Below are 25,628 nucleotides of genomic sequence, written 5' to 3'. Positions count from 1 at the left end.
ATTGTACTTTGGGTGAAGAGGAGGAATGCATATGGACCACAAAGTTGCGATTGTAACGGACAGTACGGCAGATATTCCTGAGGAACTGGTTCGTAAATACGGTATACATGTGGTTTCCCTGCGTGTATTGTTCGGGGAAGAAAATTATGCGGACGGGGTGGAGCTGACTTCGGAGCAGTTCTACGACAAGCTGAGGCAGAGCACTGTGCTGCCTACAACTTCACAGCCTTCTCCTACGGATTTTATGAGCGTATACCAGCGTTTGCTGGATGAAAATCCGGACAGACCGATTGTATCCATACACCTGTCTTCGGGCATGAGCGGTACGTATCAATCGGCGATGCTCGGCAAGTCTCTTCTGGAACGTGAAGCGGATCTTACGGTTATTGATTCAAAATCGGCTTCCTACGGGTATGGTTTAATGGTTGTACATGCTGCCGAGCTTGCCGAACAAGGCAAGTCTGTAGCTGAGATTTCAGCTGCTGTTGAGGAGATGCAGCAATCCCGCAAGCTGTTTTTTCTGGTGGATACGCTGGAGTATCTGCAAAAGGGCGGACGGATTGGCAAGGCCTCGGCTATACTGGGAACGCTGCTTAACATTAAACCGATCCTGTCTATTGATGAAGAAGGCATCATCTACGCTGTAGAGAAAGTCAGAGGCCATAAAAAGGCAATGGCACGTATCATTGAGCTGTTCCAGAAGGATCTGGCTGGAAAACGGGTCAACGTTGCGGTAGGTCATACCGCTGATCCTGCGTCGGCAGCAGCTTGTGCTGAACAGTTAAGGAATCATTTTACACTTAATGAAGTGATCTATACCAATATCGGGGCCGTCATCGGCAGCCATGTGGGACCCGGTGTCATTGCGATCTTTATGTGGCCTGTTCCGGAATGAGGGATTAAGACATGAAGCTTGAAGATATATCAGTGAAACAAATTAACGGCGTGAGTGCTCTCAGAGAGGGAGAGCTTCACGCCTTTGGCATCTCTAGTGTGAGAGACCTGTTAGAGTATTATCCGTTTCGTTACGAAGATTATCGTCTGCGTTCGCTGAGTGAGGTCAAGGACGGTGACAAGATTACGGTACAGGGACAAGTTATGGGGGTCCCGGTGCTGCAGCGTTACGGCAAGAAGTCACGTCTGACCTGCAAAATTATGACGGAAGAGTGGATGATTACGGCAACGTGGTTCAACCGTCATTTTCTCAAGGACCAGCTTACGCCTAATCGGGAGATTGTGCTTACCGGTAAATGGGAGCAGAAGCGGATGCAGCTTACGGTATCTGACTCGGAGTTTCCGGATAAAGGAGACGGACGCTCTGGCACATTGCAGCCAGTCTATTCCGTCACGGGCAAGCTGACGCAGCAGTGGATGCGCAAGACGATTAACCAGGGCTTAATTCAATACGGGGATATGATTCCCGAGATTCTGCCTTATTCCTTGATCAAAAAATATAATCTCATGCCGCGTAAGCAGGCTATTGCCGGTATTCATCGTCCGCAGGACAATCAGGAGGGCCAAAGAGCCAGACAGCGGATGGTCTATGAGGAATTGTTTCTATTCCAGCTTAAAATGCAGGCGTTCCGTGCGCTGAATCGGAATCGGATGGATGGCATGGTCCATACGACGGACAATACAACAATCCGTGAGTTTGTTCGCAGTCTGCCATTCGAATTGACTGATGCACAGAAGAAGGTTGAGCTTGAAATATTGCATGATATGCGTTCGCCCTATGCGATGAATCGACTGCTGCAGGGGGACGTAGGCTCTGGTAAAACGGTGATTGCAGCCATTGCGCTCTATACAACTGTGCGATCGGGCTTTCAGGGGGCTCTGATGGTGCCTACTGAAATTCTGGCAGAGCAGCATATGCGTTCCTTGCAGAAGCTGTTTGAACCGTTTGGTGTTACGGTGGGGCTGTTAACGGGCAGTGTGAACGGGCGCAAACGCAAGGATCTGATTGCCTCTTTGCAGATGGGCATGCTCGATATTGTTGTGGGTACACACGCCCTGATCCAGGAGGATGTCTTCTTCCGGGAGCTGGGCCTTGTGGTAACGGACGAGCAGCACCGCTTCGGGGTGAATCAGCGCAGCGTTTTGAGACGTAAAGGGTATAATCCTGATGTGTTAACAATGACAGCTACTCCGATTCCACGGACGCTTGCGATTACGGCTTTTGGAGATATTGAGGTATCCACCATATCAGAGCGGCCAAAGGGACGGATTCCGATCTCTACCTATTGGGTGAAGCATGACATGATGGAGCGTGTGCTTGGTTTTATCTCCAGAGAGGTGGACCAGGGTCGCCAGGCTTATCTGATCTGTCCGCTCATTGAAGAATCGGAGAAGCTGGATGTGCAGAATGCCATTGATTTGCATATGCAGATGCAGCAGAATTTCCCGAAATATAGAGTAGGACTGCTGCATGGGCGCATGACTGCCGCGGAAAAAGAAGAAATGATGCGGGACTTCTACAATAATGATATTCAGCTGCTGGTGTCCACGACGGTGGTGGAAGTCGGCGTCGATGTACCGAATGCCACGTTGATGGTGATTATGGATGCCGATCGGTTCGGATTGTCTCAGCTGCATCAGCTTCGCGGCCGTGTGGGTCGTGGTGCGCATGCATCGTACTGTGTGCTCATCGCTGATCCCAAGACCGAGGTGGGGCAGGAGCGCATGAAGGTCATGACCGAAACCGAGGATGGCTTCGAGGTGTCGCGCCGTGACCTGGATTTGCGGGGGCCGGGGGATTTCTTTGGCACCAAACAGAGTGGATTGCCTGAATTCCGTTTGGCTGACATGGTAGCGGATTTTGCTGTACTGGAGCAGGCCAGAGATGATGTGTCTGCGTTGATCGCGGATGCCACGTTCTGGACATCGGTGGATTACGCGCCTTTGCGTGATTTTCTTCAGGAGCAGCAGGTGTTTAAGGGCGATCTGATTGATTAACCAAATTAAAAAGTGACAAGTGACCAAGCCCTCCCGACATATGAATAAGAAGTGAGTTCATTTTTTGGGAGGTGCTGTACGTTTTGGGTTATCAACAATATGGAATCAGTCCGCAGCTGGTGGAGCGGATCAAACTAAAGATGAAAAATCCTGCGGTCAAAGAACGCATCAAAAAGCTGATTGATGGCGTGACCAAGTCCGATCTGCAGGATAAAGCGAAGGTTCGCAGGCTGATCAAATCCTCCGCAGTCATTATGAATGAGCATTTTACCCCTGCACAGGAGGAGCAGTTTGTCGCCTTTGTCATCGCACAGAAAATTGATCCCAACAATACGTTCCATTTGATCAAGCTGTGGGGCATGTTTAGGTAAAGTTGAGTGTGATGGTGTGATGGCGGCAAAGAAAGACGAGGTGTTTACACGGGGCACTCCGAGCGCAGTCCCATCTTCCGAGCGCTGTTATCCCGAGATTTTTGGAATTACCCCTTATAAGAGTAAAAATCCGGGGATAAAGGCGTGATGATGCTTCCGAGGAAGCTTTCTTTCTTGGAGAAAGCTTTCAGGCGCCCGCCTCGCTTTTACAGATTGGTTCTGCTCTCTCTCGTTGTTGGGTAACTAAGTTTTTTAAAGACCGCATTACATTCAAGGGGATTAGTAATGTGTGAAGGGCATTCTATCTGTCATCTGTGACTTGATGGGATGCCTTTTTGCTGTGGTGAGCTGCTGTAGGCTGAGATGGGAAGGGGAGGGGAGCCCGCATAGGTTGGGTTGTCGCGGCGATGGGTCAGTGTAATGAGATAACTTTTTGGGGAAGCAGTGTGGGTGAACCGTACCGCTACCGTTACTGCTACGGCTAACGAATCGAGAAGAGCTTATTTGGTCGATTTTAGCATGCTGGAAAATGTAACGATTCTGAGAAACGTTATTTCCTTGTTTTTGCCCCGGATTCATCGTTTTTTGCTGGTTTTGGAGGAAATAGCGTCACTGGGAATCGTTACATTTTCGGGAGGGTTAAAAACGCTATAATAAGGCTTCTGAGAATCGTTAGAGTTTGGAGTGGCATGATGTGGGTGCATGGAGGAGTTTCGCAGGAATAACGTGCTGAAGATTTGGGCGCATAGATGAAGTTTGGAGAAATAAATGTGTGGTTTGGCGCATAGATAAAGTACTGGTGAAATAATGGTGTGGTTTGGGTGCACAGATAAAGTATGGAGAAATAATTGCGTGTTAAGCCGTGCTCAGCAAGGGAATGAGGCGCTCGGTCGTGCCAAGTGTTGGCGGTGGAAGAGAAGTTGCTTGCATGCTGGCCCGTGTTTGATGTGGGAGTAAGGTTGTTGATTCTAACGGAGGGTGGTACCAGTCTCCCTTCAGAGCAAGTGCCGATGTGGAATCGGCTTTCCTATACGAGCCGACGTCACGAGCTGACGTCTTTGATAGAGCCTTTGGCCTTGATAAAAGACGAAAGGCCAGGGCTCAAGGTAGTCCAAAACAAAGAAACCAGGCCGTTATTCAGGGCTTGGTTTCTTTGTTTTCTCTCCTTTGTGCTGTTTCCGATATTCCTCGGGAGTTAAGCCGGTCATTTTTTTAAATACGCGGAAAAAGTATTTGGGGTTGTCGTAACCGAGCTGCTTGGCGATGCGGTAGATTTTGTCATCGGTGCTGGTCAAGGTATGTTTGGCATGTTCGATGCGCAGGTGGTTGATATAATCGGTAAAATTCTCGCCGTGCTTCTCTTTGAACAGGTAACTGAGATAGCTCGGATTCAGATAAAAGAGAGATGATACCCATTCCAGCGTTAAATCTTTCGCATAGTGATGATCAATATACTGCTTGACGTTGTCAATGACCTGTTCGGAGCGATAGGGATTATATTCCTGCAGCAGCAGAGCTGTTCCTGACAGCACTTTGTCTATATACTGGCGTATGGATTCGATATCAAACGAAATGTCCAGCATCGCCTCCAAACTGGAGGACGCATTCCCGTTGCTTGTACTTATGCCGATCCCGCTGCCGCTTTGCAAATATTGCTGCAGCATTCGTTTGGTCTCAGCGACAATACCCCGGCACTGTTCCTTCAGATGTGCAAGCAAAGCGTCGGGCTGGCGAATGAAAAAGGCAAAGAAATCAGCAATCAACTCTTTGACTTTGGACACGTTGCCGCTTTCGATGAAAAACAGTAGTTCATGTGAACGATCCCAATGCAAGGCATTTAACGGTAGAGGCTGCTCTGTATAGATATAATATTTGCCGAAGTCGGTAATAGAGCGTTGATCCAGAGCCAGAATGGTTTGATGATGCGCCTCCCGGATACCGTTCACATCGGATAGAGGCAAGCTGACGCCAATGCAGCATTCGGTAGCAGATTCTGCCAGAATCTGTCCTGAATGCTCAATGGATCGTTGCTTTAGCCGCTCCGCAGCACATCCCTGATCATATATGAGCAGAAACATGAGTTGCTCTGATTGGGGATGCGGGATGTATAGACTTTGTGGGAACGAAGGCAGTTGTGCGGCTGTGTTGGGTTCAGGACTATACATCGTCATCAAAACGAGCTGATCGGCATCCAGGATTGCATTGAATTCACGGGATCGGAACACAGGCCGTTTCGCAGGCATATGGGAGTTCAGCACCAGATGCAGAAACGTCTGGTGATCAGCATCTATTCTCATTTGCTCTGTCTCAACGGTGAGCTGAACAACCTCCTGCTTCAGCGAGTGCTCCTGTTGGAGCATATGAATGGCCTGTTGTAAAGCATGTTGAACTTCGTCCCGGCTAAAGGGCTTGAGCAAGTATTGAACCACTTTGGACGAGATCGCCTCCTGCATATAATCAAAATCGGTGTGCCCGCTAATAACGATAAGTTTGATATGTGGATATCGCTGGCCTACGGTCCGAATCAACCATTTTCCGTCCACCTCGGGCATGCGCATATCCGTGAACACAATGTCAGGTCTGGAGGATTCAATGAGCTCCAGCGCATCGGCCCCGTTATCGGCTTCGCCCACCAATCTTAGCGGATGTTCCGAGATATCCAGTTTTTTCAACAAACCTTTACGAATCAATGGCTCGTCATCTACAACGATAAACGTATACATAAGCGGCACCTCTGCTCTCAAAGACTTGGAATTTCGACGGTAATCCGGGTTCCCTGATGCATTTCACTGTTGATGGATAGTCCGTACCCGTCGCCATAATACAGAACAATTCGTGAATGTACGTTTTTGATGCCAATGCTCTGCTTGAGCCTTTGACCGACAGCGATGAACTCGGGTGGTTGTGATAGCAACTGTTGCAGTTCAAGCACCTGTTCGCGGGACATGCCTGCACCATCATCGCATACTTTGAAAATAATTCGATCCTCTTGAAGCTTGCCAGTTATGGAGATGGAGCCTTTCCCGCGTTTGTTCTCCAGCCCGTGATAGATTGCATTCTCTACGAGCGGCTGCAGAAGCAGTTTCAGCATATGGCGGCTTCTAACCTCAGGGTCCACAAGAAGCTTGAAGGTGATTTTGTCATCATATCTGATCTGTTGGATGGCCATATAATTTTCAACATGCTGAAGCTCTTCATTGACACGTACACGTTCACTGTCGGTTTTGATACTGTAACGGAACATGTCACCCAGTGATTTGGTCATCACCACAATACTTTCGACTTCCTCAATCTCTGCAATGCTGTTGATCGACTCCAGTGTGTTGTATAGAAAGTGAGAGTTAATCTGTGCCTCCAGTGCTTTCATCTGTGAATCCATTGTCAGAATTTTGTTCTGATAGCTCTCTCGAATGTGGGTATCAATCTGCTTCATCATTTTATCGAATTCGTGATACAAGATCCCGATTTCGTCGACCTGTTTGCTTCTTTTGGGTTTGATCTTCACAAAAGGGTGAGATTTGGTTTTACGCATCATTTTGGTTAATTCAATAATCGGTTTGGTTATCAGGTTAGATAGGAAAAAGGACAGAAACAGAAAAATAACTGCACAGCTTACAGCGATATATAACAATAGCTTCTGAGAGATGTTGTACTGCTCATATAGCCGTTCCAGGGATATATTGGCAACGACACTCCAGGGATGTCCGGGTACTTTTTGCATAACGGTCATGATCTTGTCCTGAATGACTTTATACTGTGACAGGCTGTTAACGTGCTCCATGGCTGATGTAAGATTGGGAGCAAGCGACTGACCGACCTGTTGTCCATCGGTAGAGTACAGAATTTTGCCTTGATCATCCGCCAAATACAGGTTCGAGAGACTGGGAGCAGGGTTGCGTTTCAGTCCATCAAAAATACTCATACTGCAATCCAGCATAAACACCCCGAGGAACTCGTGATTGTTCGGGTCGTAGAGAGCCCTTGAAAAACCTATGGACTGCTTGGCATTAATGATATAGGGTTTGACTCCAACCTCACCCACATACAAATCACCTTTACGCTGAATCGTATCCAGATACCATTGATCGTGGAGGGCAATGTAATCGAGACGCAGATCCGTGCCGCTGCTGCCATAACTGATCCATTTACCGTCTGGTGTGAAGAGATACAGGCCATTAATATAATTGGTTCCGAGCAAAATATTCTCAAAAATAAGCTTCAGCTTGCTGCGAATCATAAAGATTTCGTACTGATCATTCGTTGTGTTCAGCTTCATTAATTCATCATTCACTGTACTGTAAGCGGTTGCATTAGAAGACTGCTGAAGCAGCGTGACCGAAATCCGGTCGATGTTCTGCAGGATATCTTCCATGCTTTTAACCGAATTGCCAATGGTTGTAGAGGTTACCAGTGAGGTCTGTTCATTGACCAGCTTTGTATAACTCCGGTAGGAACTGACGGATACCACAATAATAGGTACGATGGATACGAGAACGAGGACCAGAAACAATTTGGTTTTGATGTTGAACAGAATCATACGTGCTCCCCCTGCGGATGTCAATTCTAAAAATAGTGCACCAAACTAGCTAAAGCAAATGTACCCACGCTCACCGTATGATGAGAATGTGCACAAAGCAAGAATAAACATGAATCGGGGGAATGACAAGATGAAAAATAGAAAACGGCTGTGGACGCTGACTTTAGTGCTGCTTATGACATTTCTGAGCGCATGCAGTTCTTCTGGTCAGGAACAGAACAGTTCCGACAATGCTGGCGATGATGCCAATAAGCCGATTACGTTGACGATGATGCTCTCCGGAAACAAAGCTTCGGAAGGAGAAGACTTCGAGCTTGAAACACTGCCTCGTCTGGTCAAGGAGAAATTCCCGAACATTAATCTAGAGGTACAGAAGCTTCCTGATGATCAGTACAATACGTCAGTGCGCACGAAGCTGGCTGCGGGGCAGGGCCCCGATATTTTCTGGATTTTCCCTAAAAATTCAGCAGGCGGAGTCATTGATTTTGCCAAAGCCGGGTTTGCTGCTGACCTGTCTGACTTGAAGTTCTGGGATAACATCAGTCAAGGTGCAAAGGAGGATATGTCTGTGGACGGCAAGCCATACGGCGTATCGGGCGGGATTGCTTTTCTGGGTGCGTATTACAACAAGGAACTGCTGCAGCAGGTGGGTTATTCCGAATTTCCGAAAGACTGGTCTTCCTTCCTGGAACTGTGCCAGAAGCTGAAGGATGCGGGAATTACACCGATTGCGATGGGAGATAAGGACCCTTGGGTGATTCAATTCGGAATGTACCAGATCGCGGCCAACATGGTATACCCGGAAGATATGGATTTTGATGTGAAGCTGCAAAAAGGAGAGACATCGCTGACCGATCCAAAGTGGATTGAAACAATCTCGAGGTATAAAGATCTGTACGACAAGGGCTATGTAGTGAAGAACTCGCTAGGTATTGGAAGTGCTCAATCTGCACAGCTGTTTATTGACGGCAAAGCAGCGATGACCCTGACGGGCACATGGGATTATGCTTCCATGACCTCCAAAGGTGCGGCTGACTTTACCCGTGGTTTCGCTTCCCTTCCAGGCAATGATTCCGGCAAACCGGTATATGTATCTGCTGCAACATCGGCGGGTTACGCACTCAATGCCAAATCTGCCAATCTGGATGCGGCAAAGCAGGTGCTGAATTATTTATTTGACGGACAATCCGAGCTATTCAAGGCGTTTGTGGCTTCCAACAGTTCTATCAGTGTGTATAAGGGCGTGAGCCTTGAGAGGGAATTGTTCAAGGAAGTGAATGATAACTATCAGGAAACGGGCAATTCGGTCTATTTCAGCAATCAGATGTGGCCTGCGGGCGTGTCGGATGTGATGCAAGCCAAGTTTGCAGAGATTATCGCCGGACAGAAGACAACTCCTGAACAGGTAGCTGAAGCTATGGAAAGCAAATTCAGAGAGCTGTGGAAAAACTAGGAGAGTGTCTGAAAACATTGAAGGAAGCCAAGTTTGCTGAATTTTTGTTCAAAGCCAGGAAATTTTTCTAGTTAGATAACAGGAGTTAAGAGACACGACCGGTTGCAGGGGGAAGGGCATTCGAGGCAGCTTCCCTGGCTTCGGTCTTTTCGGAAAGGATGGAGCAAGATGAACTCAACGGTCATGAAAAAGTCCATGTACTGGTTCGCGGTACCCGCATTACTCTTCTACCTGACCTTCTGGATTTTTCCGATCCTGCGGTTATTTCAGTACAGCGTAACGGACTACAATGGCTATGCTCAGGCGTACAGTTATATCGGGCTGGATAATTACAAGGAGCTCTTTCGCGGTGATATTCTCGGTGTATCCCTCAAGAACACATTGATCTATACATTGGTTACCGTTATTGCAGGCAATATCATCGGTCTGGCCATGGCGCTGCTATTGAATATGAAAATAAGAGGAACCGGAATATACCGTTCTTTGGCATACATTCCTACGTTATTCAGTGCTATCGTTGTGGGCTTTCTCTGGAGCTATGTATATATGCCGGATTACGGGCTGATTTCTTCCTTTCTGGATAAACTGGGCATTGCTAATGAACTCAATTTTCTCGGTGATTATTCAACTGCACTTTATTCGATCATTTTGGTGGAAATCTGGAAAACGATTGGCACTACGATGATTATTTTTCTCGCGGGTTTGCAAACGGTCCCGAATGATCTGCTGGAGGCTGGACGGATTGACGGGTGTGGTCCGTGGCGACTGCTCCGGCATGTAAAGATTCCCCTTCTGGCTACAGCTATCACCATTAACGTGACACTTAGCTTGATCAACGGTCTCAAGGCGTTCGACTTTCCGTTTATTATGACGAATGGCGGGCCAGGCACAGCAACGAATACATTAATCTTTTTGATCTATAAAATGGCATTTACCGAGCAGCTCTTCGGCAAGGCCTCAGCACTTGGTGTCATATCGTTTGCCGTTATCATTATCATAACTGCGGTGTTTGTACTCAAGATGAACAAGCGGGAGGTGTCGGCATGATGCTTCGTCGATGGATGGGAAAAGGTACTGTGCAGCTGGCGGTTATACTGATTATGGCGCTGAATCTGATTCCACTTATCATTGCCTTTTCTACGTCGCTGCGTGATCCGAAAGACAATACGAACCCGCTAGTGCTGTTTCAAGGCGTATCTCTGGCAAGCTACAAGGCCGCCTTCGAGCGTATGCATTTCCCGGAAGCGCTCTGGAACAGCATCGTGCTCACCGGGGTATCGGTCATCTTTGTGGTTGTATTCGCGGCGATGGCTTCGTACCCGATGGCACGGCTGAAAACAAGACTCAGCAAGTTTATGTATTTGTTCTTTCTGTCGGGTCTGGTGGTACCTGCGCAGATGGTGCTCATTCCTATTGTACAGATGATTAATACATTGCATATCCCCACCAATCAATACACACCGATTTTTATGTTCATTACCTGCAGCTTGCCTTTCTCGACCTTCCTGTATACCGGTTTTATTCGCAGCGGTGTGCCTGAAGAAGTAGAGGAGGCTGCACATATCGACGGCGCCGGACTTTTCCAGCGATTCTGGACGGTTGTTTTTCCACTGCTCATTCCAGTGACCGTCTCGGTTATTATTACGCAGGGGGTATGGATTTGGAACGATTACTTTTTTAATATGATCTTTATTTCGGGAGCGGGGGATTCTCCTCTACCTCTGGCTATGCTTGGCTTTTTGGGGGATCAGCAGAATCCGACGCAATGGAATGTATTGTTTGCAGCCTGTTTTCTATGCGCACTGCCGCTGTTGCTGGTGTTTTTATTTTTACAAAAATACTTTGTTGGCGGCATGACGGTTGGCGCTGTTAAAGGTTAAGGAGGGGAACGGAGATGAGTCATGTAAGTGATAAGCTGAGGAGTGGACAGATGAAGAGTGAGCAAATAAGGAGTCCGCATATCACCAATGCATTCTGGATGGAGCAGGCGCAGCAATGGATTCCGAAGCTTTATGAGCAAAAAGTAGTTCCTGAGCAGCTTATTCGTTCCATACGTGATGCAGATGCCTTTCAAGGGTGGCGAATAGAGCCGCTGGCCCCGGCAGAAGCCATGTCCGAACAGGTGCTTCGCAAGGGAGACGAGATTACACTGGATTTTGGTCAGCATCTTGTCGGTTATGTCACACTGTCGCTGCTGAATGTGCGAAGTAATGCAGATGCTCCTTTACGATTAAAGCTGACCTTTGGCGAGATGCCATGTGAGGTTGGAGAGGATTTTGCCACATATGAGGGCTGGCTCAGTCGTTCCTGGCTGCAGGATGAGATCGTGAATGTCGATGTGCTTCCGGGCACGATTACGCTGAACCGCCGCTATGCTTTTCGTTATTTGAAGCTTGAAATATTGGAAACGTCCATTCGGTATGATCTTCAGCTCAAGGAAGTGTTCTGTACAACCGTAACGTCTGCTTCCATGGATGCCATAACCCCACTGCCAGCCAGCGTGGATGAGGAACTGGTGCAGCTTGATCAGGTTTCAATTCATACGCTGCGAGATTGTATGCAGACGGTGTTTGAGGATGGGCCAAAGCGTGATCGTCGTCTCTGGATTGGGGATCTGCGTCTACAGGCACTGGTCAATTATGAGACGTTTGGCTGCAATGACCTGGTGAAGCGCTGCTTGTATTTGTTTGCCGGGTCAAGGCTGGAAGGCGGGCAGGTAGGCGCATGTCTATATGAAAAACCTGAACCGTATGTAGACGATATTTATTTGTACGACTATTCCCTGTTTTTTATCACGACGCTGTGGGACTATTACGAAGCAACGAAGGATCGGGACACGTTGGAGGTGCTTTGGCCTGTGGCCAAAGAACAGGTTGATATTGCGCTGAAACGGCTGGATAAGCGTGGGATAGTGCAGGATGATGAGACATGGTATTGTTTCCTCGATTGGCATGAGCAGCTGAACAAACAGGCGGGTGCGCAAGCGGTGCTGATCTACGGGTTGAAAAAAGCTCTATGCATCGCCCGCGAAATGGGACTTTCTGAACAGGTGGAACAGCTTCAGACGCAGATTCGGCGGGCCGAAGAAGCGGCGCTTCAATTTTTGTGGGATGAGGAACAGGGTTTCTTCATGAGTGGTGAACAGCGGCAGGTGTCTTGGGCATCACAGGTGTGGATGATTCTGGCCGAAGTGGTGGACGTGGAGGTGGCGCGTGCATTGCTGCAACGGTTGAAGGGTTATTACGAGGCGATTCCAATGAATACCCCTTACATGATGCATCACTATGTTGAGGCCCTGCTCCAGTGTGGACAACAACAGGAGGCCTTGGATCAGATTCGCACCTATTGGGGCGGTATGATCAAGGATGGAGCAGATACGTTCTGGGAGCTGTATAATCCCGAAGACAAGACATATTCTCCGTATGGCAGCAATCTGATCAACAGTTATTGTCACGCGTGGAGCTGCACGCCGAGTTATTTCATTAGACGTTATTTTGCTGGTGAGGAAGGCTGATCAGAACATGACCTATGCACACTATGTTTATTCTAAAATTTTATGATGTGGTCTCAAAATACAGAAATTCAGGTCAATCGAATCCATCCGATTGGCCTTTTATCATTTTCACAGGATATCCTTTGCTTTCCGGACAGCAGAACGGTAAACTGTTGCATACAAGTAGTGTGGTCGCCATATGCACCGGGGTGCCGGGTAGTAGGCAGTGCTCAGGCACTGCTGTATATTTTCAGATAGATGCGGGGGAAGTTACGTTGGAAATGTTTACAATGCTGCTGGGACTATTTGAACGGGCGGCGCTGCTGATTATATTTTTGTTTTTTCTGTCACGGGTACCGCGGTTCAGGCAGATTTTGCAAAAAGGAAAATTAAGAAGACAGGAGTATGCTGCGGTTACATTGTTATTCTGTGCGTTTGCCATCTTTGGTACATATACAGGCATTAATGTAGAAGGTTCATTGGTCAATGTACGCATTATTGCGATCCTGTCGGGTGGAATATTGTTTGGTGCGCCTGTTGGCATCATTACGGGCATTGTCTCAGGGGTGCATCGATACCTCATTGATATGGACGGCATCACCGCTGTCCCATGTCTTATTACAAGTGTTCTTGCGGGTCTGGTGTCCGGTTACATTCACAAATACACCCCCAAATCAAAGCGTTGGATCATCGGTATTGGTGCAGGCATGATCATTGAAGCACTCACGATGCTGCTGATTCTGCTGTATTCGTATCCTGATCCGCTCGGGGCGGATATAGTATCGAAGATCGCACTTCCCATGATTCTCGGCGAGGTGAACATCGGTCTGATTGTACTTCTGGTACAGAGTGTGGAGGGGGAAAAGGAATTAATTGCAGGTCGTCAAGCCAAGCTGGCACTGGAGATTGCGAATAAAACACTGCCTTACTTCCGCTCGATTGATGAGGACTCACTCCGTAACGTATGCAGAATTATACAGGAAGATATTCAAGCTGATGCGGTTGCCATTACCGATACGCGGAATGTTCTGGCTTATGTCGGATTCGGGGAAGAGCGCTATCATATTGGCAATGAGATTATTAGCGAGATGACCAAAAGCACGATATCCAGCGGGGAAATTATGATCAGTAATGATGTAACGGATGAGAAAACACCGGATATCCACTCGCTGCTGATTATTCCGCTGAAGGAACGCGGTGAGGTGACCGGTGCGCTCAAAATTTATTATCGAAAAGCTTACAGAATTACGTATCCTCTGCAAACGATGGCTGTCGGGCTCTCCCAGATCATCTCTACTCAGATGGAGGTTTCACGGGTAGAGGAGATTAAGGCTGCGGCGAACAAGGCGGAGCTGCGTGCACTGCAGACCACGATTCATCCTCATTTTCTGTTTAATGCACTCAATGCGATTGCTTCATCTATCCGTACCAAGCCGGACCGCGCACGCGAGTTGATTGTGAACCTCTCGGGATATATGCGTTACAATCTGGAGCTGTCTGATGAGTTGATTGATATTCATAAGGAACTGGAGCAGGTCCGCAACTATGTAGAGATTGAGAAAGCTCGCTTTGGCAGCAGACTTAGTGTCATCTATGAGATTGATGAAGTGGCAGTGCATATTCCGAGTCTGGTTATTCAGCCCCTTGTGGAGAACGCGATTATCCATGGTATTCTCAAGGTGAAGGGACCAGGAACGGTGCGGATTCGCGTGCAGGATGTTCCTGATCGTGTGCGCATCAGTGTGAGTGATACAGGGGCAGGCATAAGTCCCGATATTATTGAAAAGGTATACCATGATCGCATGCCAGGTAATCAGATTGGGCTGTATAACGTGCATCGGCGTGTGAAGCTGATCTATGGACAAGGCTTAACGATTACAAGACTGGAGCAAGGAACGGATATTTCATTTGATGTGCCCAAAGGAGATGTCTTAACGTGATGATGTTTTTATGAAAGAGCACGATGAAAGGTATTATGAGAGAGCATGATGGAGGATTTATGAAATGTACGATGAGGGATTTTTGAAAGTAAAAGAGGATGGAATGAAGAGAGTTTCTAGATGAATTACCATGAGAGAGCATCTGATGCAGGTACTATGAGAGCGCATGATGGAGGTATTTCGAGAGAGTTAGATCGAAGTATTATAGGAGCGCATGATGGAGGTATTATGGGAGCGTTAGATAGAGGTATTATGAAAGCTTTAATTGTTGAGGATGAAATTCTGGCCAGTGAGGAGCTTAGTTATCTGATTCAGGAGCACAGCCGCATTGAGATCGTGAGGTGTCTGGAGGATGGCCTCGATGTGCTCAAGTTTCTGCAGGAGCAGGAGGTCGATGTTATTTTTCTCGATATTAATATTCCTTCGCTGGACGGTATGATGCTGGCTCATCATATTGGCATGTTTGCACGTAAACCCTACATTGTATTTACCACGGCGTACAAGGAACATGCGGCTGAGGCTTTTGAACTGGAGGCATTTGACTATATTCTGAAGCCTTACGATGAGAAACGGATCGCAGCCATGTTGCACAAGCTGGAGGCGACCTTCAAGCGGGACCAGGAGCTGAGCGATGGAGTTCAGGTCAGTGGGCGGGAGCAGCAAAACGTGCAAGGAAATCAAGGAACGCAAGGGCACGCTGTAGACAATGACCCTGGATATGAACAGGACAACCAGACGGGAAAACGTATTAATCTGCTGCGCAATGAAAATATTATCGTCACGGATTCGGCGGATATCTATTATGCAGAAGCTCAGGAGAAGGTGACGAAGGTGTACACCAAAAACGGGGAGTTTACGATGCCGGTCAGCATATCTGATTTTCACAGCCGTCTGCCACAGGATGCCTTCTTCCGTTGTCATCGTTCCTATCTCGTGAATCTTTTCCAGATTCGTGAAATTGTACCCTGGTTCAACAATACGTATTTGCTGCGTCTGCGTGATTTGGAGGCTGAAGTACCTGTCAGTCGCGGCAAGGTCAAAGAATTCAGGCAGCTCATGCGCATATAACGGCATTTCATTCCGTAAATGATGCAACTCATGCTCAAAACGGTCGAATGAATCCCCTTTCATGTATGATTGGCTTGTGAACAACGTTCCGGTTTGCTCGAGCAGCATACAGAATGTTCAACAGGTTACAGACATCGGCAAAGGGGAGATTACGATGAAAGCAGCTATTTCATCCGCTTCATCAGCATCTGATTCAACTATGACATCATCTATAAAAATGAACCGCTGGCTCATTGTGCTTGGTACGATCATTGTACAAATGGGGCTTGGCACAATCTACACCTGGAGTTTATTTAACCAGCCGCTGGCTGATCGTTTCGGATGGGACGTCAGTTCGGTTGCGATAACATTTTCAATTACGAGTTTTGCTTTGGCTTTTGCTACGTTGTTTGCAGGTCGGCTGCAGGAGCGTTGGGGGCTTCAGCGCCTGATTCGTACGGCTGGCATTGTGCTCGGGCTGGGACTGATTCTTAGTTCTCAGGTCAGCTCACTAACGCTGCTGTATCTGCTGGCTGGCTTTGTTGTTGGATTCGCGGACGGCACAGCGTATATTACGTCTCTTTCGAATTTAATTAAATGGTTCCCTGAACGGAAAGGTCTGATCTCGGGTATCTCGGTTGGCGCCTTCGGTACGGGTAGTCTATTGTTCAAATATGTGAACTCCGCCTTGATTGGTGCAGTTGGTCCAGCACAAGCGTTTATGTATTGGGGCATCATCGTTCTGGTGCTGATCACTGCAGGATCATTCCTGATCCGTGAGGCGGTCGTTCGCGAGACCTCTCCGGCGGCAGATGTAAAGGCGGGTACGGGTGTGAAACCAGCAGAGGTCCGTCATGAATACACGGTCAAAGAAATGCTTCGTACCAAAGAAGCATACATGCTCTTTGGTATTTTCTTCACAGCTTGTATGAGTGGTCTGTATCTGATCGGTATCGTCAAAGACATCGGCGTGAAGCTCGCAGGACTGGATGTAGCTACAGCAGCGAATGCGGTGGCCATGGTCGCGATTTTCAACACGGCGGGCCGTATCATTCTGGGGGCCTTGTCGGACAAGGTAGGACGTATGAAGGTTATCGCAGGAGCGCTGCTGGTTACAGCTGTAGCTGTCATGACACTGAGTCTCGTACCACTGAACTTTGGCATCTTCTTCGCATGTGTGGCAGCGATTGCCTTCTGCTTTGGCGGTAACATTACGGTGTTTCCAGCCATTGTAGCCGATTACTTCGGTTTGAAAAATCAAAGTAAAAACTATGGCATCATCTATCAAGGCTTTGGATTTGGTGCTCTGGCAGGATCATTCATCAGCGCGCTGCTGGGTGGCTTCCATATCACTTTTATTGTGATCGCTGTACTCTGTGCCGTATCTCTTCTGATGGCTCTGATGATTACACCTCCGGGTTCAAACCGCCGGACACGTACTGCTCAGAAAAAACAGATGCAGCTGAATCCTTCATCACGCGCGAGCTGAATCGGAGCAAATGTTGTGCATGATGTAATGCTTCTTCGCTATTCAGTTTAACAACTTTCCAACTGAACACAGAATGCTATGCAAAATGAATAAACAGTTCAGGCAAACGGTCTCTATTGAGACCGTTTTTTTGCTTTTGGAAACGGCTCTGTTATACTCAAGATGAATCGGGGACTTCGTGCACTTCGGTGACGACGTTGCATCTTGATCCATAGCTACTGCACAATCACATTTAATGATGTATTCCAAGGAGGCATTTCCATGAATTTTGTGAAATACACAGAACCGGACTTTGAACATTATTATGCACTTGTTTCCAATGAGGACGTTATGAAACAGATTACCGAGCGTGCGATCCCTGAAGCGGAAGCCAGAACACAATTTGATTCAATGCTGGATTATAATCTTCGTTCGTTGTGCGGGCACTACCGTGTAAACTTGCAGGACGATGGAGGTGTGGCTTACGCCAAATTAATTCAGGATGAGGACAATCCGTCGCGAGCAGAGATGGGATATATGATTCTGCCGGAGCATTGGGGCCAAGGTCACGGAACAGCCATTGCGTCCCGTCTGATTATACAGGCTCAGGCCGCAGGCATTGAGCTGCTGTATGCCGTGATTGATCCTTCCAATGCGGCATCCCGACAGATTTTGCTCAGACAGAACTTTGAATCAACGTGGACGGGAGACTACGATGGTTTGCCTGGTGAGATATTGGAGTTAAATCTGCGTTCTGGGAGATAGAAAAGCTGGTTTATTCCGTGAAAAAGTCGCTGAAAAGCGATTTTTTTATATCTATCTAAGTTTAATTAAAGATTTTACACCATGCACTCCGATGACAGAACAACCTTCCAATCGCTGTTATCCCCAGATTTTTTGGATTCCCTTTTCCAAAGGGGAAAATCCGGTGATAAAGGCGACCGCTCCGCTTTTTCAGGTTTTTTCTGTCCTCTCCGTTCACGTGTAAATGAATAGTTTAACTTATATATCTATATCCATCTATTGTGCAGGTGATTAATTATCCAGCAATCACTCATCCAGCAATGGGCCAGTATAATACAATTTTCAGGGGGTTAAATTAAGTTTTGTAATAGTGCAATATTGTCTTTGCTAGATTACTCTTAAAATCAAATGTACAAGGAGAGCGCCATGATCACACCACTGGAGAAGATCTCTCATCCTCCGTTTAACCCCATTCATAACAAACTTTATAATCCACTTGAGCTGCTGAAGGGCTTTGATCCGGACAACCCACAGAGCCTGCTAACCACGCCTGACTTCCAGTGTTTTATATATTTTCATCAACAAGGGGGTACGACCATCTCGGACCCGTATGCCGCTATGATGGAGGCTATGCATGACACATCGGTGGTGCGCGAGATGAATGCATTTCTCGCAGCGGAGTTAGAGGCAGGCCGCCGCCCTGTTGCCATCATGGGGGGACATCAGGAAAAGCGAGGGAGTACAGCGTATTGTAAAGTAGCACGAATTGCCAAGAAACTATCCGAGTCCGGCTTTGTTGTCGTTAGCGGAGGTGGACCAGGTTGTATGGAGGCAACGCATCTTGGTGCTCTTCATGCAGGTCGGTCTGCGGACTCGCTTGAATCAGCAATTAATCGATTGGCCAAAGAACCCTACGATGCATTTCCCCAAAACATGCAGCATCTCATCGGGAAAGATGGACGTTCCGTTCAGGAAGAACTGTTAAGAGAACTGCATGCATGGATGCTTCCCGCGTGGGAAATTGTGAATGAACTCAAGGACCAGCTCACCCCGCTCAATCGCAGTCTGGCCTTGCCGACCTGGCATTATGGGCACGAACCCTTTACGCCGTTTGCTACCCATGTTGCGAAATATTTCCTCAATAGCATACGTGAAGATGTTCTCCTGACCCTGGCTTCTTGCGGTATCATTTTTTCGGAAGGAAGAGGAGGCACCATTCAGGAGGTGTTTCAGGACGCTTCACATGTCTATTATCGTGATAAAGACGCTGACAGCAAGGCTCCGATTACTTCCATGCTGTTTCTCGATAGCAAGTTCTGGACTGTTCCAGACGTCCCGGATCAGGGGCTTCACATGCCGGTTCTGGATTTGCTTTATCCACTTTTCGTGGGTACGAACAATATGACAGAAGAGGAATTCAAGCGTTATATCCGCGTTGTGGATGATGCGGATGAAGTGGTAGACATTATTATCGAAAATGCACATTCAGCGAGCCAGGTCGTACATAAACTCGCCAGAATCGGTATAACCAATATTGATTCAAAGCTCATGGCTGAAAGAGCTGAAACTTTTGTTAATCAAAGAAACATATGAGCATACTCCTGTCTCTAGTTCGGGTGATTTTCCGTGCCGCAGGGTAATGAATAGGATAGAATAGGGATAGGCATCGTGCAGGGTGCTTCTATAGATATAAGGTGGAGGAGATGACATATGAGTGAGTCAACGATGGAACGACTGAATGCCTTGCTGCCGGAGTGGCTGGAGACCAGCCGCTTGCATACAGGGCAGGGGAAGGTAGCTTCCTATATTCCAGAGCTGTTCAAAGCGTCACAGGATGATCTCGGTATTCATATTATGGACGCTGAAGGAAATCATGTGTCTGCTGGCGATTGCGGTGTGCCTTTTACGATGCAAAGTATCTCCAAGGTGTTCACGCTGATTCTGGCTTTGATGGATCACGGGGAAGAGGCCGTCTTCTTTAATGTAGGAAAAGAACCGACGGGTGACGATTACGATTCAATGATCAAGCTGGAGCTGGTTGAACCGGGCATTCCGTTTAATCCCCTCATTAATGCGGGTGCAATAACCGTATCCTCCCTCGTTGGTGGTGACTGCAAGGAAGAGAAGTCCCGCCGTATTCTCGAATTTTTTCGCAAGCTCGCCCACAATGAACGACTGGGTTATAACGAAGAGGTTTATCGTTCGGAATCCGAAAGTGGTCACCTGAACCGCTCACTCGCTTATTTTCTCAAACACAACGGTGTAATCAAGGATGAAGTGGAGGATGTTCTGGCTGTCTATTTCCGTCATTGTTCTATTGAAGTGACCTGTGCGGATCTGGCTCGCATGGCGCTTGTTCTGGCGTATAACGGAACGGATCCTATCACGGGTGAAGAGCTTATTCCCCGCCGTTATGTGCAGATTGCCAAAACGTTCATGACCACCTGCGGCATGTACAATGCCTCTGGTGAATTTGCCATTGAGGTAGGTCTTCCGGCCAAAAGCGGTGTTTCCGGCGGTATTTTGACGCTCGTACCGGGACAATTCGGCATCGGCCTGGTTGGACCGGCATTGAACCGCAAGGGCAACAGCATTGCCGGTGTGCATCTGCTGGAGCGTCTTTCCAAGGAGTTTGACTGGAGTTTCTTCTAAAAATTTAAAAGGCAAACATAACATTTACCCATATAAGCAGTGGATAAATCAGATCTCTGGCATGCTGCTTCTTTCGAACGAGGCAGGGCAAGGGAACTGTTTGTCGGCTGCTTTTTAGTTCATTAGACCACTATTACAGGGATACGGTGCTGCACAACTTGAAGCTGCTGTACTTGTACTGATCCACTCTCATTCATCCAGCCATTCACCGGCGGGGATTACACCTGTAATCAGGTTCATCTGTAAATCACGGGTTCCATCTGCTGTCAGCAGCCTGAGCGTACGGGCAGGCCGATCCAGCTTGAGTACACGTCCCGTATAACAAATATCGTCATGCTCATGGAACAGGCTGATGGTGATTTGGTCACCCAGCACCATGGAATTGCTCAGCAGCCGGGACATTTCTTCGGCAGCCTGGGCATCCAGAGAAGGGCGAGTACGCGGGGCAAGCTGCTCCTGATGAAGAATATAAGCTTCCCGATGCTCCGGAAGCATCATGCGTGAGGACTCAAAGAGTCCGTTCTGCTGCAATTTTTTACTCATTTATAGTGACCTCCAATTTTGTGAGAACGGTCCTGGGCCTGTGCAGACGAACAGAGGGAGGATGCCCGCATAATGGCGGTGTCTCCGAACTTGCGTTTGATATCATCTGTAGCCCGTTCCAGTTCTCTTTTGCGTTCACGGTCGTCAAACCAGGATAACTGCACCTCCGAATCGGGCACAAGCCCGGTCAGAGATACGCTGATGCGGCGAATGGGTAATCCGTCCCAATGGCGAAGAAACAGGGCAGCCGCGGCATCATATACTTCATCCGTAATGTTGGTGGGTTCATTCACCTTCATCTGACGGGAAAAGCCTGTCGGTCTGTCGTAATCCTGCCCCCGGCACCCAACCGAGACCACATGCCCCATGAGTGATTTGTCCCGGGAACGCCGACTGACCAGCTCTGCCAGCTCCAGCAGTACAACCTTGATCTCTTCCCAGGTCTCATAATCCCGCGGCAGTGTCATCTGATGTCCGATGCCCTGCTGCTGGTGTGTGTATGTGCCAGGCTTCACCGGGGAATCGTCTATACCACGGGCTATACGCCATAATACTTCCCCATTTACCCCCCAGCGCTCCTTCAGACGAGACAACGGTGTATTTGCCAGATCACCAATCGTATGAACTCCCATCTTGTAGAGATGCTGTGCCATACGTGAACCGACCATAAACATGTCGCGTACAGGTTTTTCCCAGATTGTGGACGGCATCTCCCTGCGCGGCAGCGTGTAGATGCCCCCGGGAACTTTTTTGGCATACAGGTCGCAGGCCATTTTACTGACCACCTTGGTATCGCTGATCCCGATTCGGATGTAAACGCCTGTTTCATCCATGACTCTGGACTGAATGCTGCGTGCAATCGTTTCGGGACTGCCGAACAGATCCAGACTTCCGGTGACATCGAGAAATTGTTCATCAATGCTGTAGGGTTCCACAAGATCGGTGTACGACTGCAAAATGCGCGTAATGTGAAGGGAGACGCGGATATACTCGGCCATACGTGGACGAATGACGACAACATCCGGGCACTTGGCAAGGGCTTCACCCAGCCGCTCTGCGGTTGTAATGCCGTAGGACTTGGCGAGAGGACAGGCCGCCAGAATGATGCCCGAGCGCCGAGCCGGATCACCAGCTACAACCAGAGGGCGATCCTTGTACTCGGGATGTGCAGACTTCTCCACACTGGCATAGAACGACTGGCAGTCTGCCAGCATGATGACACGTCTGTCTTGGCGGGGCATACTATTTCCACTCCTTATCTGCTGTAATTCTGGGTGTTGTTCCTATCGGGTGATCTATAGGCGGAGTACTCATTATTTACAGTTTATTTACAGTATGGAACAAGTGTTCCTGTTTTATAAGCATAAAGGACAATTGCAAATGCGGCAACCGGAATTATTTTGCAAATTAGACACAAATACAGAATGACCAGATTGAAGCCCGGAAATAGGAAATAAGAAGTGCTTTTTTACATATAATGTGAGAGATCTGTGACCGCAGGGTGATGACCAGCAGTTCATTTTGCTTTTTGTAAAAGCTGGATCAACGGACAGAGTCCTATATGAGGGACTGATGTCCTTTTTTCATTTTCAGCACTTTTCAGAAAACCTTGATGTGGCGCGGGTTTTCACTGATGCGTTATCGGACTATAGTATCAATTTTGTAATCTTTATGGTTAATACTGTAAAAAACAGCGCAACTTTAAAAATGGACTCGCGTTTAATGGGGTATATGTTTCACGGGGGAAGGATGCCCAGAGCCGCGTTGCACATAACAATAAAGAGTGGAGTAGCGCAGGAGCAGCAGTGCATTCATCTGTGCTTTTTTGGGCAGATCACACATGTAAAAAGACCGCAAACGGAGCAGCTGCCTTGGTGGGCTGGAGGATGGCGCGAATGGCCGGGTATGGGCAGAACGTTCCATATCATGTTTGCTTCCATCAGCCTAGTTACAATACAGAGGCTTAGCGCTATAGTGAGAACTACACCGCTGACATCTCTACCAAAGCGGACATCCGAAGCGGAATGATCGTATGTTTCCTGCCCAGATTTGATGTACACGTTACAAATCCGGTGAATGGGGAAGCAGGATGCATACTAGAGAGGTGAGCAATCAGAAGTCATGAGCAGACAACGACGAAGACGCTGGTTACTGACAGCTTTGACGGGTGCGATGGTGCTGACTGGCGGGATATTGGCCGGATGGCATTATATGCAGCCCAAGCTCGTTACGTATACAGCGGAGAATGGCACGGAGATGAAATTCAAGACCGATGGAGACCGGTTCATGCAATACGAAAAGGATGGAACATGGAAGGAAATGTTCGTCAAAGGGGTCAACCTTGGGGCAACTTCACCAGGACATTACCCGGGAGAATTTCCACTTACCGAGCAGGATTATCTGCGCTGGTTCGAGCAGATTCAGGACCTCGGAGCGAATGTGATCCGTGTGTATACGGTCCATCAGCCGATTTTTTACTCCGCACTGGTCGATTATAATCGCGGCCGGGAGCAGCCATTATATTTTATACAGGGCATATGGTCACCCGAGGAGGAATTGATCGAGAAGCGGGATGCCTATGCCGATCATATTGAGCAGACGTTCAAGCAGGAGATTGAAAAGGCAGTATCTGCGGTATACGGAGATGCAGACATTGCAGCCAAAAATGGAGAATCCAGTGGTAAATACAGAACCAATGCCGGAAAATATTTGATGGCATGGCATGTAGGCACAGAATGGGACCCTGCTATGGTGGACAATACAAACAAGGTGCATGCGGATGTGCCGCAGTACAAGGGTGTGCATTTCTCAGCTACGGCAGAAGCTTCTCCGTTTGAGAACTGGTTGGCAGAGCTTCTGGACTATACGGCTGTTCAGGAGAAAAAGTATGGGTGGGAGCACCCGATGACCTTTACCAACTGGGTCACAACCGATGTGCTGGATCATCCGGGAGAGCCGCTGTATGAGGAAGATATGGTTAGTGTAGATGCACGGCATATCAAGCCTGAGGCATGGGATGGAGGTTATTTTGCCGCCTACCATGTGTATCCGTATTACCCGGACCTGTTCCACATCGATAAGACGCTGCAAACGATCAAGGATGCCAATGGGGAGTACAACACGTACAAAAGCTATCTGCGCAAGCTCAAAGCCGAGTTTTCCGATATGCCTGTAATGGTTACGGAATACGGTGTGCCTTCCTCCTTGGGTATTTCCCATCTGGGCATGGGCGGACGGAATCAGGGCGGGCATAACGAGGTGCAGCAGGGGGACATTGATGCTTCGCTGACACAGGATATTTATGACGAAGGGTACGCAGGAGCTATTCTGTTCATGTGGCAGGATGAGTGGTTCAAAAAAACCTGGAATACAATGCCGATCGAAATTCCGGCTGACCGCCGGGCGTACTGGCTGAATGTGCTGACGAATGAGAAAATGTTTGGCCTGCTGGCGATGGACCCCGGTAAACAGGAGCAGCTGACCATCGACGGCAAGCTGGATGACTGGAATAAGCTGCAGCCTGAAGAGGTCACGGTCTGGAAAGGCAAGGTGCAGGGCATTCAGGAGATGAAAATGACCCATGACGAAGCCTATCTGTATATAGGCCTGACGCTGGATGAGCCATTTGACCCTGAACAGAGGCTGCTTCGAATCGGTACCAATACCCTTGCTGGTGGCAGTCAGCCTGGCGGTATGCTTTCAGGCAAAACGCTGAGCGATGGACTGGAAACGGTCATTACGATTGGCAAGGATAACGAGTCGCAGGTGCAGATTGCGAAGGATTATGATTTCAACCAGCGACTGTACGGCAAGGATGGATATGACATGATTCCGGATCAGGAATTGAAGTCGGCTGAACCGTTCCATTCGTGGAACCTGGCGGTCAGTCTGAAAATGACACCACCGGATACACGTTCAGCGCATCCATTTATGACAGAGAACGTCGGGATGTTAAAGCGGGGAACAACAGCACCCGGACAGGCAGACACCGATTCGTTGACAGCCTGGCAGTATAACGGCAATCAGGTGGAGATGCGAATCCCATGGATGCTGCTTGGCTTCGGTGATCCAAGCTCCTTGCAGGCGATTGAGTATGGACCATTGAAAAACGGACGTGAGTTCTCTACAACGACAGTTGAAGGCATCACATTCGTTCCATGGCTGACGAATCGATCCACGAAACAGGTATCATGGCCTGGCGGTGAACAGACAAGCCTCGACCTGAAGGCATTGCCCGTCTACAGCTGGAAGCCTTGGGAACAGGTCAAGTACAGCGAAAGGCTCAAGCTGAGCTATGAGAAAATGAGGCAGACCTACGAAAAAATGCCTAGTTTTCGCATCGATTAAATAAGATAAGTGAATGTGTAGAAGATGGAGAGGAATGAAGGTACAAAGATGGGATGAATTGGACAATTCCTTGAATCAACA

Annotated in this window: 20 protein-coding genes; 16 read left to right on the top strand and 4 right to left on the bottom strand. The window is 48.2% G+C overall.

The genetic code is table 11. From position 1 onward, the window contains the following. Nucleotides 1–31 precede the first annotated feature (31 nt). The 4 genes from ACQSGY_RS00770 to ACQSGY_RS00755 all read left to right on the top strand — a co-directional run bounded on the left by ACQSGY_RS00770 (nt 32) and on the right by ACQSGY_RS00755 (nt 3,977). On the top strand, nt 32–895 hold the full coding sequence (locus tag ACQSGY_RS00770) for a DegV family protein (protein ID WP_427050311.1): 864 nt from the start codon (nt 32–34) through the stop codon (nt 893–895). 11 nt (nt 896–906) lie between these two features. Then, nucleotides 907–2,952 carry an ATP-dependent DNA helicase RecG gene (gene recG, locus ACQSGY_RS00765; RefSeq protein WP_427050310.1) on the top strand — a complete coding sequence of 682 codons (2,046 nt, stop codon included), beginning with the start codon at nt 907–909 and terminating at the stop codon, nt 2,950–2,952. Nucleotides 2,953–3,035: 83 nt separating this feature from the next. Then, nucleotides 3,036–3,323: a stage VI sporulation protein F gene (locus ACQSGY_RS00760; protein WP_111271045.1), complete on the top strand. Its 288-nt coding sequence runs from the start codon at nt 3,036–3,038 to the stop codon at nt 3,321–3,323. Nucleotides 3,324–3,773: 450 nt separating this feature from the next. After that, nucleotides 3,774–3,977 (top strand): hypothetical protein, encoded by a 204-nt coding sequence (locus tag ACQSGY_RS00755; protein WP_427050309.1) that lies wholly within the window; start codon nt 3,774–3,776, stop codon nt 3,975–3,977. 479 nt (nt 3,978–4,456) lie between these two features. Here the strand turns inward: ACQSGY_RS00755 and ACQSGY_RS00750 are convergent, their stop codons facing one another. Together ACQSGY_RS00750 and ACQSGY_RS00745 are read right to left on the bottom strand one after the other, a co-directional pair. Then, nucleotides 4,457–6,067: a response regulator transcription factor gene (locus ACQSGY_RS00750; RefSeq protein ID WP_427050308.1), complete on the bottom strand. Its 1,611-nt coding sequence runs from the start codon at nt 6,065–6,067 to the stop codon at nt 4,457–4,459. Further along, nucleotides 6,064–7,860: a sensor histidine kinase gene (locus ACQSGY_RS00745; protein WP_427050307.1), complete on the bottom strand. Its 1,797-nt coding sequence runs from the start codon at nt 7,858–7,860 to the stop codon at nt 6,064–6,066. Before ACQSGY_RS00745 ends, ACQSGY_RS00750 begins: the two co-directional genes overlap by 4 nt. Nucleotides 7,861–7,990: 130 nt before the next feature. Here ACQSGY_RS00745 and ACQSGY_RS00740 point away from each other — a divergent pair, with 130 nt between their 5' ends. The 10 genes from ACQSGY_RS00740 (at nt 7,991) to glsA (ending at nt 20,657) form a co-directional block, all read left to right on the top strand. Continuing rightward, entirely contained in the window at nt 7,991–9,313 is a 1,323-nt protein-coding gene (locus ACQSGY_RS00740; RefSeq protein ID WP_188591159.1) for an ABC transporter substrate-binding protein, read from the top strand. Between the two features lie 168 nt (nt 9,314–9,481). After that, nucleotides 9,482–10,360, top strand: a complete 879-nt coding sequence (locus tag ACQSGY_RS00735) for a carbohydrate ABC transporter permease (RefSeq protein ID WP_427050306.1) — start codon at nt 9,482–9,484, stop codon at nt 10,358–10,360. Then, entirely contained in the window at nt 10,357–11,193 is an 837-nt protein-coding gene (locus ACQSGY_RS00730) for a carbohydrate ABC transporter permease (protein ID WP_427050305.1), read from the top strand. The genes ACQSGY_RS00735 and ACQSGY_RS00730 overlap by 4 nt, the downstream gene beginning before the upstream one ends. A 14-nt stretch (nt 11,194–11,207) precedes the next feature. Further along, nucleotides 11,208–12,827, top strand: coding sequence for a sugar hydrolase (locus ACQSGY_RS00725; protein ID WP_427050304.1), 1,620 nt, complete (start codon nt 11,208–11,210; stop codon nt 12,825–12,827). Between the two features lie 269 nt (nt 12,828–13,096). After that, nucleotides 13,097–14,746, top strand: coding sequence for a LytS/YhcK type 5TM receptor domain-containing protein (locus tag ACQSGY_RS00720; protein ID WP_427050554.1), 1,650 nt, complete (start codon nt 13,097–13,099; stop codon nt 14,744–14,746). A 252-nt stretch (nt 14,747–14,998) separates the two neighbouring features. Further along, a complete protein-coding gene (locus ACQSGY_RS00715) occupies nt 14,999–15,814 on the top strand; it encodes a LytR/AlgR family response regulator transcription factor (protein WP_427050553.1) in 816 nt (271 codons plus the stop codon). A gap of 199 nt (nt 15,815–16,013) precedes the next feature. After that, nucleotides 16,014–17,282, top strand: a complete 1,269-nt coding sequence (locus ACQSGY_RS00710) for an L-lactate MFS transporter (protein ID WP_260866415.1) — start codon at nt 16,014–16,016, stop codon at nt 17,280–17,282. Nucleotides 17,283–17,543: 261 nt separating this feature from the next. Then, complete coding sequence (locus ACQSGY_RS00705) at nt 17,544–18,026, top strand: GNAT family N-acetyltransferase (RefSeq protein WP_427050303.1); 483 nt, start codon at nt 17,544–17,546, stop codon at nt 18,024–18,026. Between the two features lie 405 nt (nt 18,027–18,431). Continuing rightward, nucleotides 18,432–19,598, top strand: coding sequence for a hypothetical protein (locus tag ACQSGY_RS00700; RefSeq protein WP_427050302.1), 1,167 nt, complete (start codon nt 18,432–18,434; stop codon nt 19,596–19,598). A 117-nt stretch (nt 19,599–19,715) separates the two neighbouring features. Further along, on the top strand, nt 19,716–20,657 hold the full coding sequence (gene glsA / locus ACQSGY_RS00695; RefSeq protein WP_248064109.1) for a glutaminase A: 942 nt from the start codon (nt 19,716–19,718) through the stop codon (nt 20,655–20,657). Between the two features lie 189 nt (nt 20,658–20,846). Here the strand turns inward: glsA and ACQSGY_RS00690 are convergent, their stop codons facing one another. Beyond that, on the bottom strand, nt 20,847–21,200 hold the full coding sequence (locus ACQSGY_RS00690) for a YolD-like family protein (protein ID WP_427050301.1): 354 nt from the start codon (nt 21,198–21,200) through the stop codon (nt 20,847–20,849). Beyond that, nucleotides 21,197–22,441 carry a DNA polymerase IV gene (locus tag ACQSGY_RS00685; RefSeq protein WP_216514927.1) on the bottom strand — a complete coding sequence of 415 codons (1,245 nt, stop codon included), beginning with the start codon at nt 22,439–22,441 and terminating at the stop codon, nt 21,197–21,199. The genes ACQSGY_RS00690 and ACQSGY_RS00685 overlap by 4 nt, the downstream gene beginning before the upstream one ends. Before the next feature lie 523 nt (nt 22,442–22,964). Between ACQSGY_RS00685 and ACQSGY_RS00680 the strand changes: the two genes are divergently transcribed. After that, nucleotides 22,965–23,228: a hypothetical protein gene (locus ACQSGY_RS00680; RefSeq protein ID WP_186323029.1), complete on the top strand. Its 264-nt coding sequence runs from the start codon at nt 22,965–22,967 to the stop codon at nt 23,226–23,228. Nucleotides 23,229–23,321: 93 nt separating this feature from the next. After that, nucleotides 23,322–25,547 carry a hypothetical protein gene (locus ACQSGY_RS00675; RefSeq protein WP_427050300.1) on the top strand — a complete coding sequence of 742 codons (2,226 nt, stop codon included), beginning with the start codon at nt 23,322–23,324 and terminating at the stop codon, nt 25,545–25,547. The last annotated feature ends 81 nt before the right edge of the window (nt 25,548–25,628 follow it).

Source organism: Paenibacillus sp. TC-CSREp1 (assembly GCF_050171015.1).
GTDB lineage: Bacteria > Bacillota > Bacilli > Paenibacillales > Paenibacillaceae > Paenibacillus > Paenibacillus silvae.
The sequence above is the reverse complement of the archived record's forward strand: the minus strand, read 5'-3'. Positions and strand labels throughout refer to the sequence as shown.

What these genes read in the sequence shown, in the direction of transcription:
- ACQSGY_RS00685 (WP_216514927.1), bottom strand. Translation starts at nt 22,441, where the DNA reads ATGCCCCGCCAAGACAGACGTGTCATCATGCTGGCAGACTGCCAGTCG.
- glsA (WP_248064109.1), top strand. Translation starts at nt 19,716, where the DNA reads ATGAGTGAGTCAACGATGGAACGACTGAATGCCTTGCTGCCGGAGTGG.
- recG (WP_427050310.1), top strand. Translation starts at nt 907, where the DNA reads ATGAAGCTTGAAGATATATCAGTGAAACAAATTAACGGCGTGAGTGCT.
- ACQSGY_RS00770 (WP_427050311.1), top strand. Translation starts at nt 32, where the DNA reads ATGGACCACAAAGTTGCGATTGTAACGGACAGTACGGCAGATATTCCT.
- ACQSGY_RS00730 (WP_427050305.1), top strand. Translation starts at nt 10,357, where the DNA reads ATGATGCTTCGTCGATGGATGGGAAAAGGTACTGTGCAGCTGGCGGTT.
- ACQSGY_RS00740 (WP_188591159.1), top strand. Translation starts at nt 7,991, where the DNA reads ATGAAAAATAGAAAACGGCTGTGGACGCTGACTTTAGTGCTGCTTATG.
- ACQSGY_RS00720 (WP_427050554.1), top strand. Translation starts at nt 13,097, where the DNA reads ATGCTGCTGGGACTATTTGAACGGGCGGCGCTGCTGATTATATTTTTG.
- ACQSGY_RS00690 (WP_427050301.1), bottom strand. Translation starts at nt 21,200, where the DNA reads ATGAGTAAAAAATTGCAGCAGAACGGACTCTTTGAGTCCTCACGCATG.
- ACQSGY_RS00700 (WP_427050302.1), top strand. Translation starts at nt 18,432, where the DNA reads ATGATCACACCACTGGAGAAGATCTCTCATCCTCCGTTTAACCCCATT.
- ACQSGY_RS00705 (WP_427050303.1), top strand. Translation starts at nt 17,544, where the DNA reads ATGAATTTTGTGAAATACACAGAACCGGACTTTGAACATTATTATGCA.
- ACQSGY_RS00675 (WP_427050300.1), top strand. Translation starts at nt 23,322, where the DNA reads ATGAGCAGACAACGACGAAGACGCTGGTTACTGACAGCTTTGACGGGT.
- ACQSGY_RS00745 (WP_427050307.1), bottom strand. Translation starts at nt 7,860, where the DNA reads ATGATTCTGTTCAACATCAAAACCAAATTGTTTCTGGTCCTCGTTCTC.
- ACQSGY_RS00735 (WP_427050306.1), top strand. Translation starts at nt 9,482, where the DNA reads ATGAACTCAACGGTCATGAAAAAGTCCATGTACTGGTTCGCGGTACCC.
- ACQSGY_RS00725 (WP_427050304.1), top strand. Translation starts at nt 11,208, where the DNA reads ATGAGTCATGTAAGTGATAAGCTGAGGAGTGGACAGATGAAGAGTGAG.
- ACQSGY_RS00715 (WP_427050553.1), top strand. Translation starts at nt 14,999, where the DNA reads ATGAAAGCTTTAATTGTTGAGGATGAAATTCTGGCCAGTGAGGAGCTT.
- ACQSGY_RS00710 (WP_260866415.1), top strand. Translation starts at nt 16,014, where the DNA reads ATGACATCATCTATAAAAATGAACCGCTGGCTCATTGTGCTTGGTACG.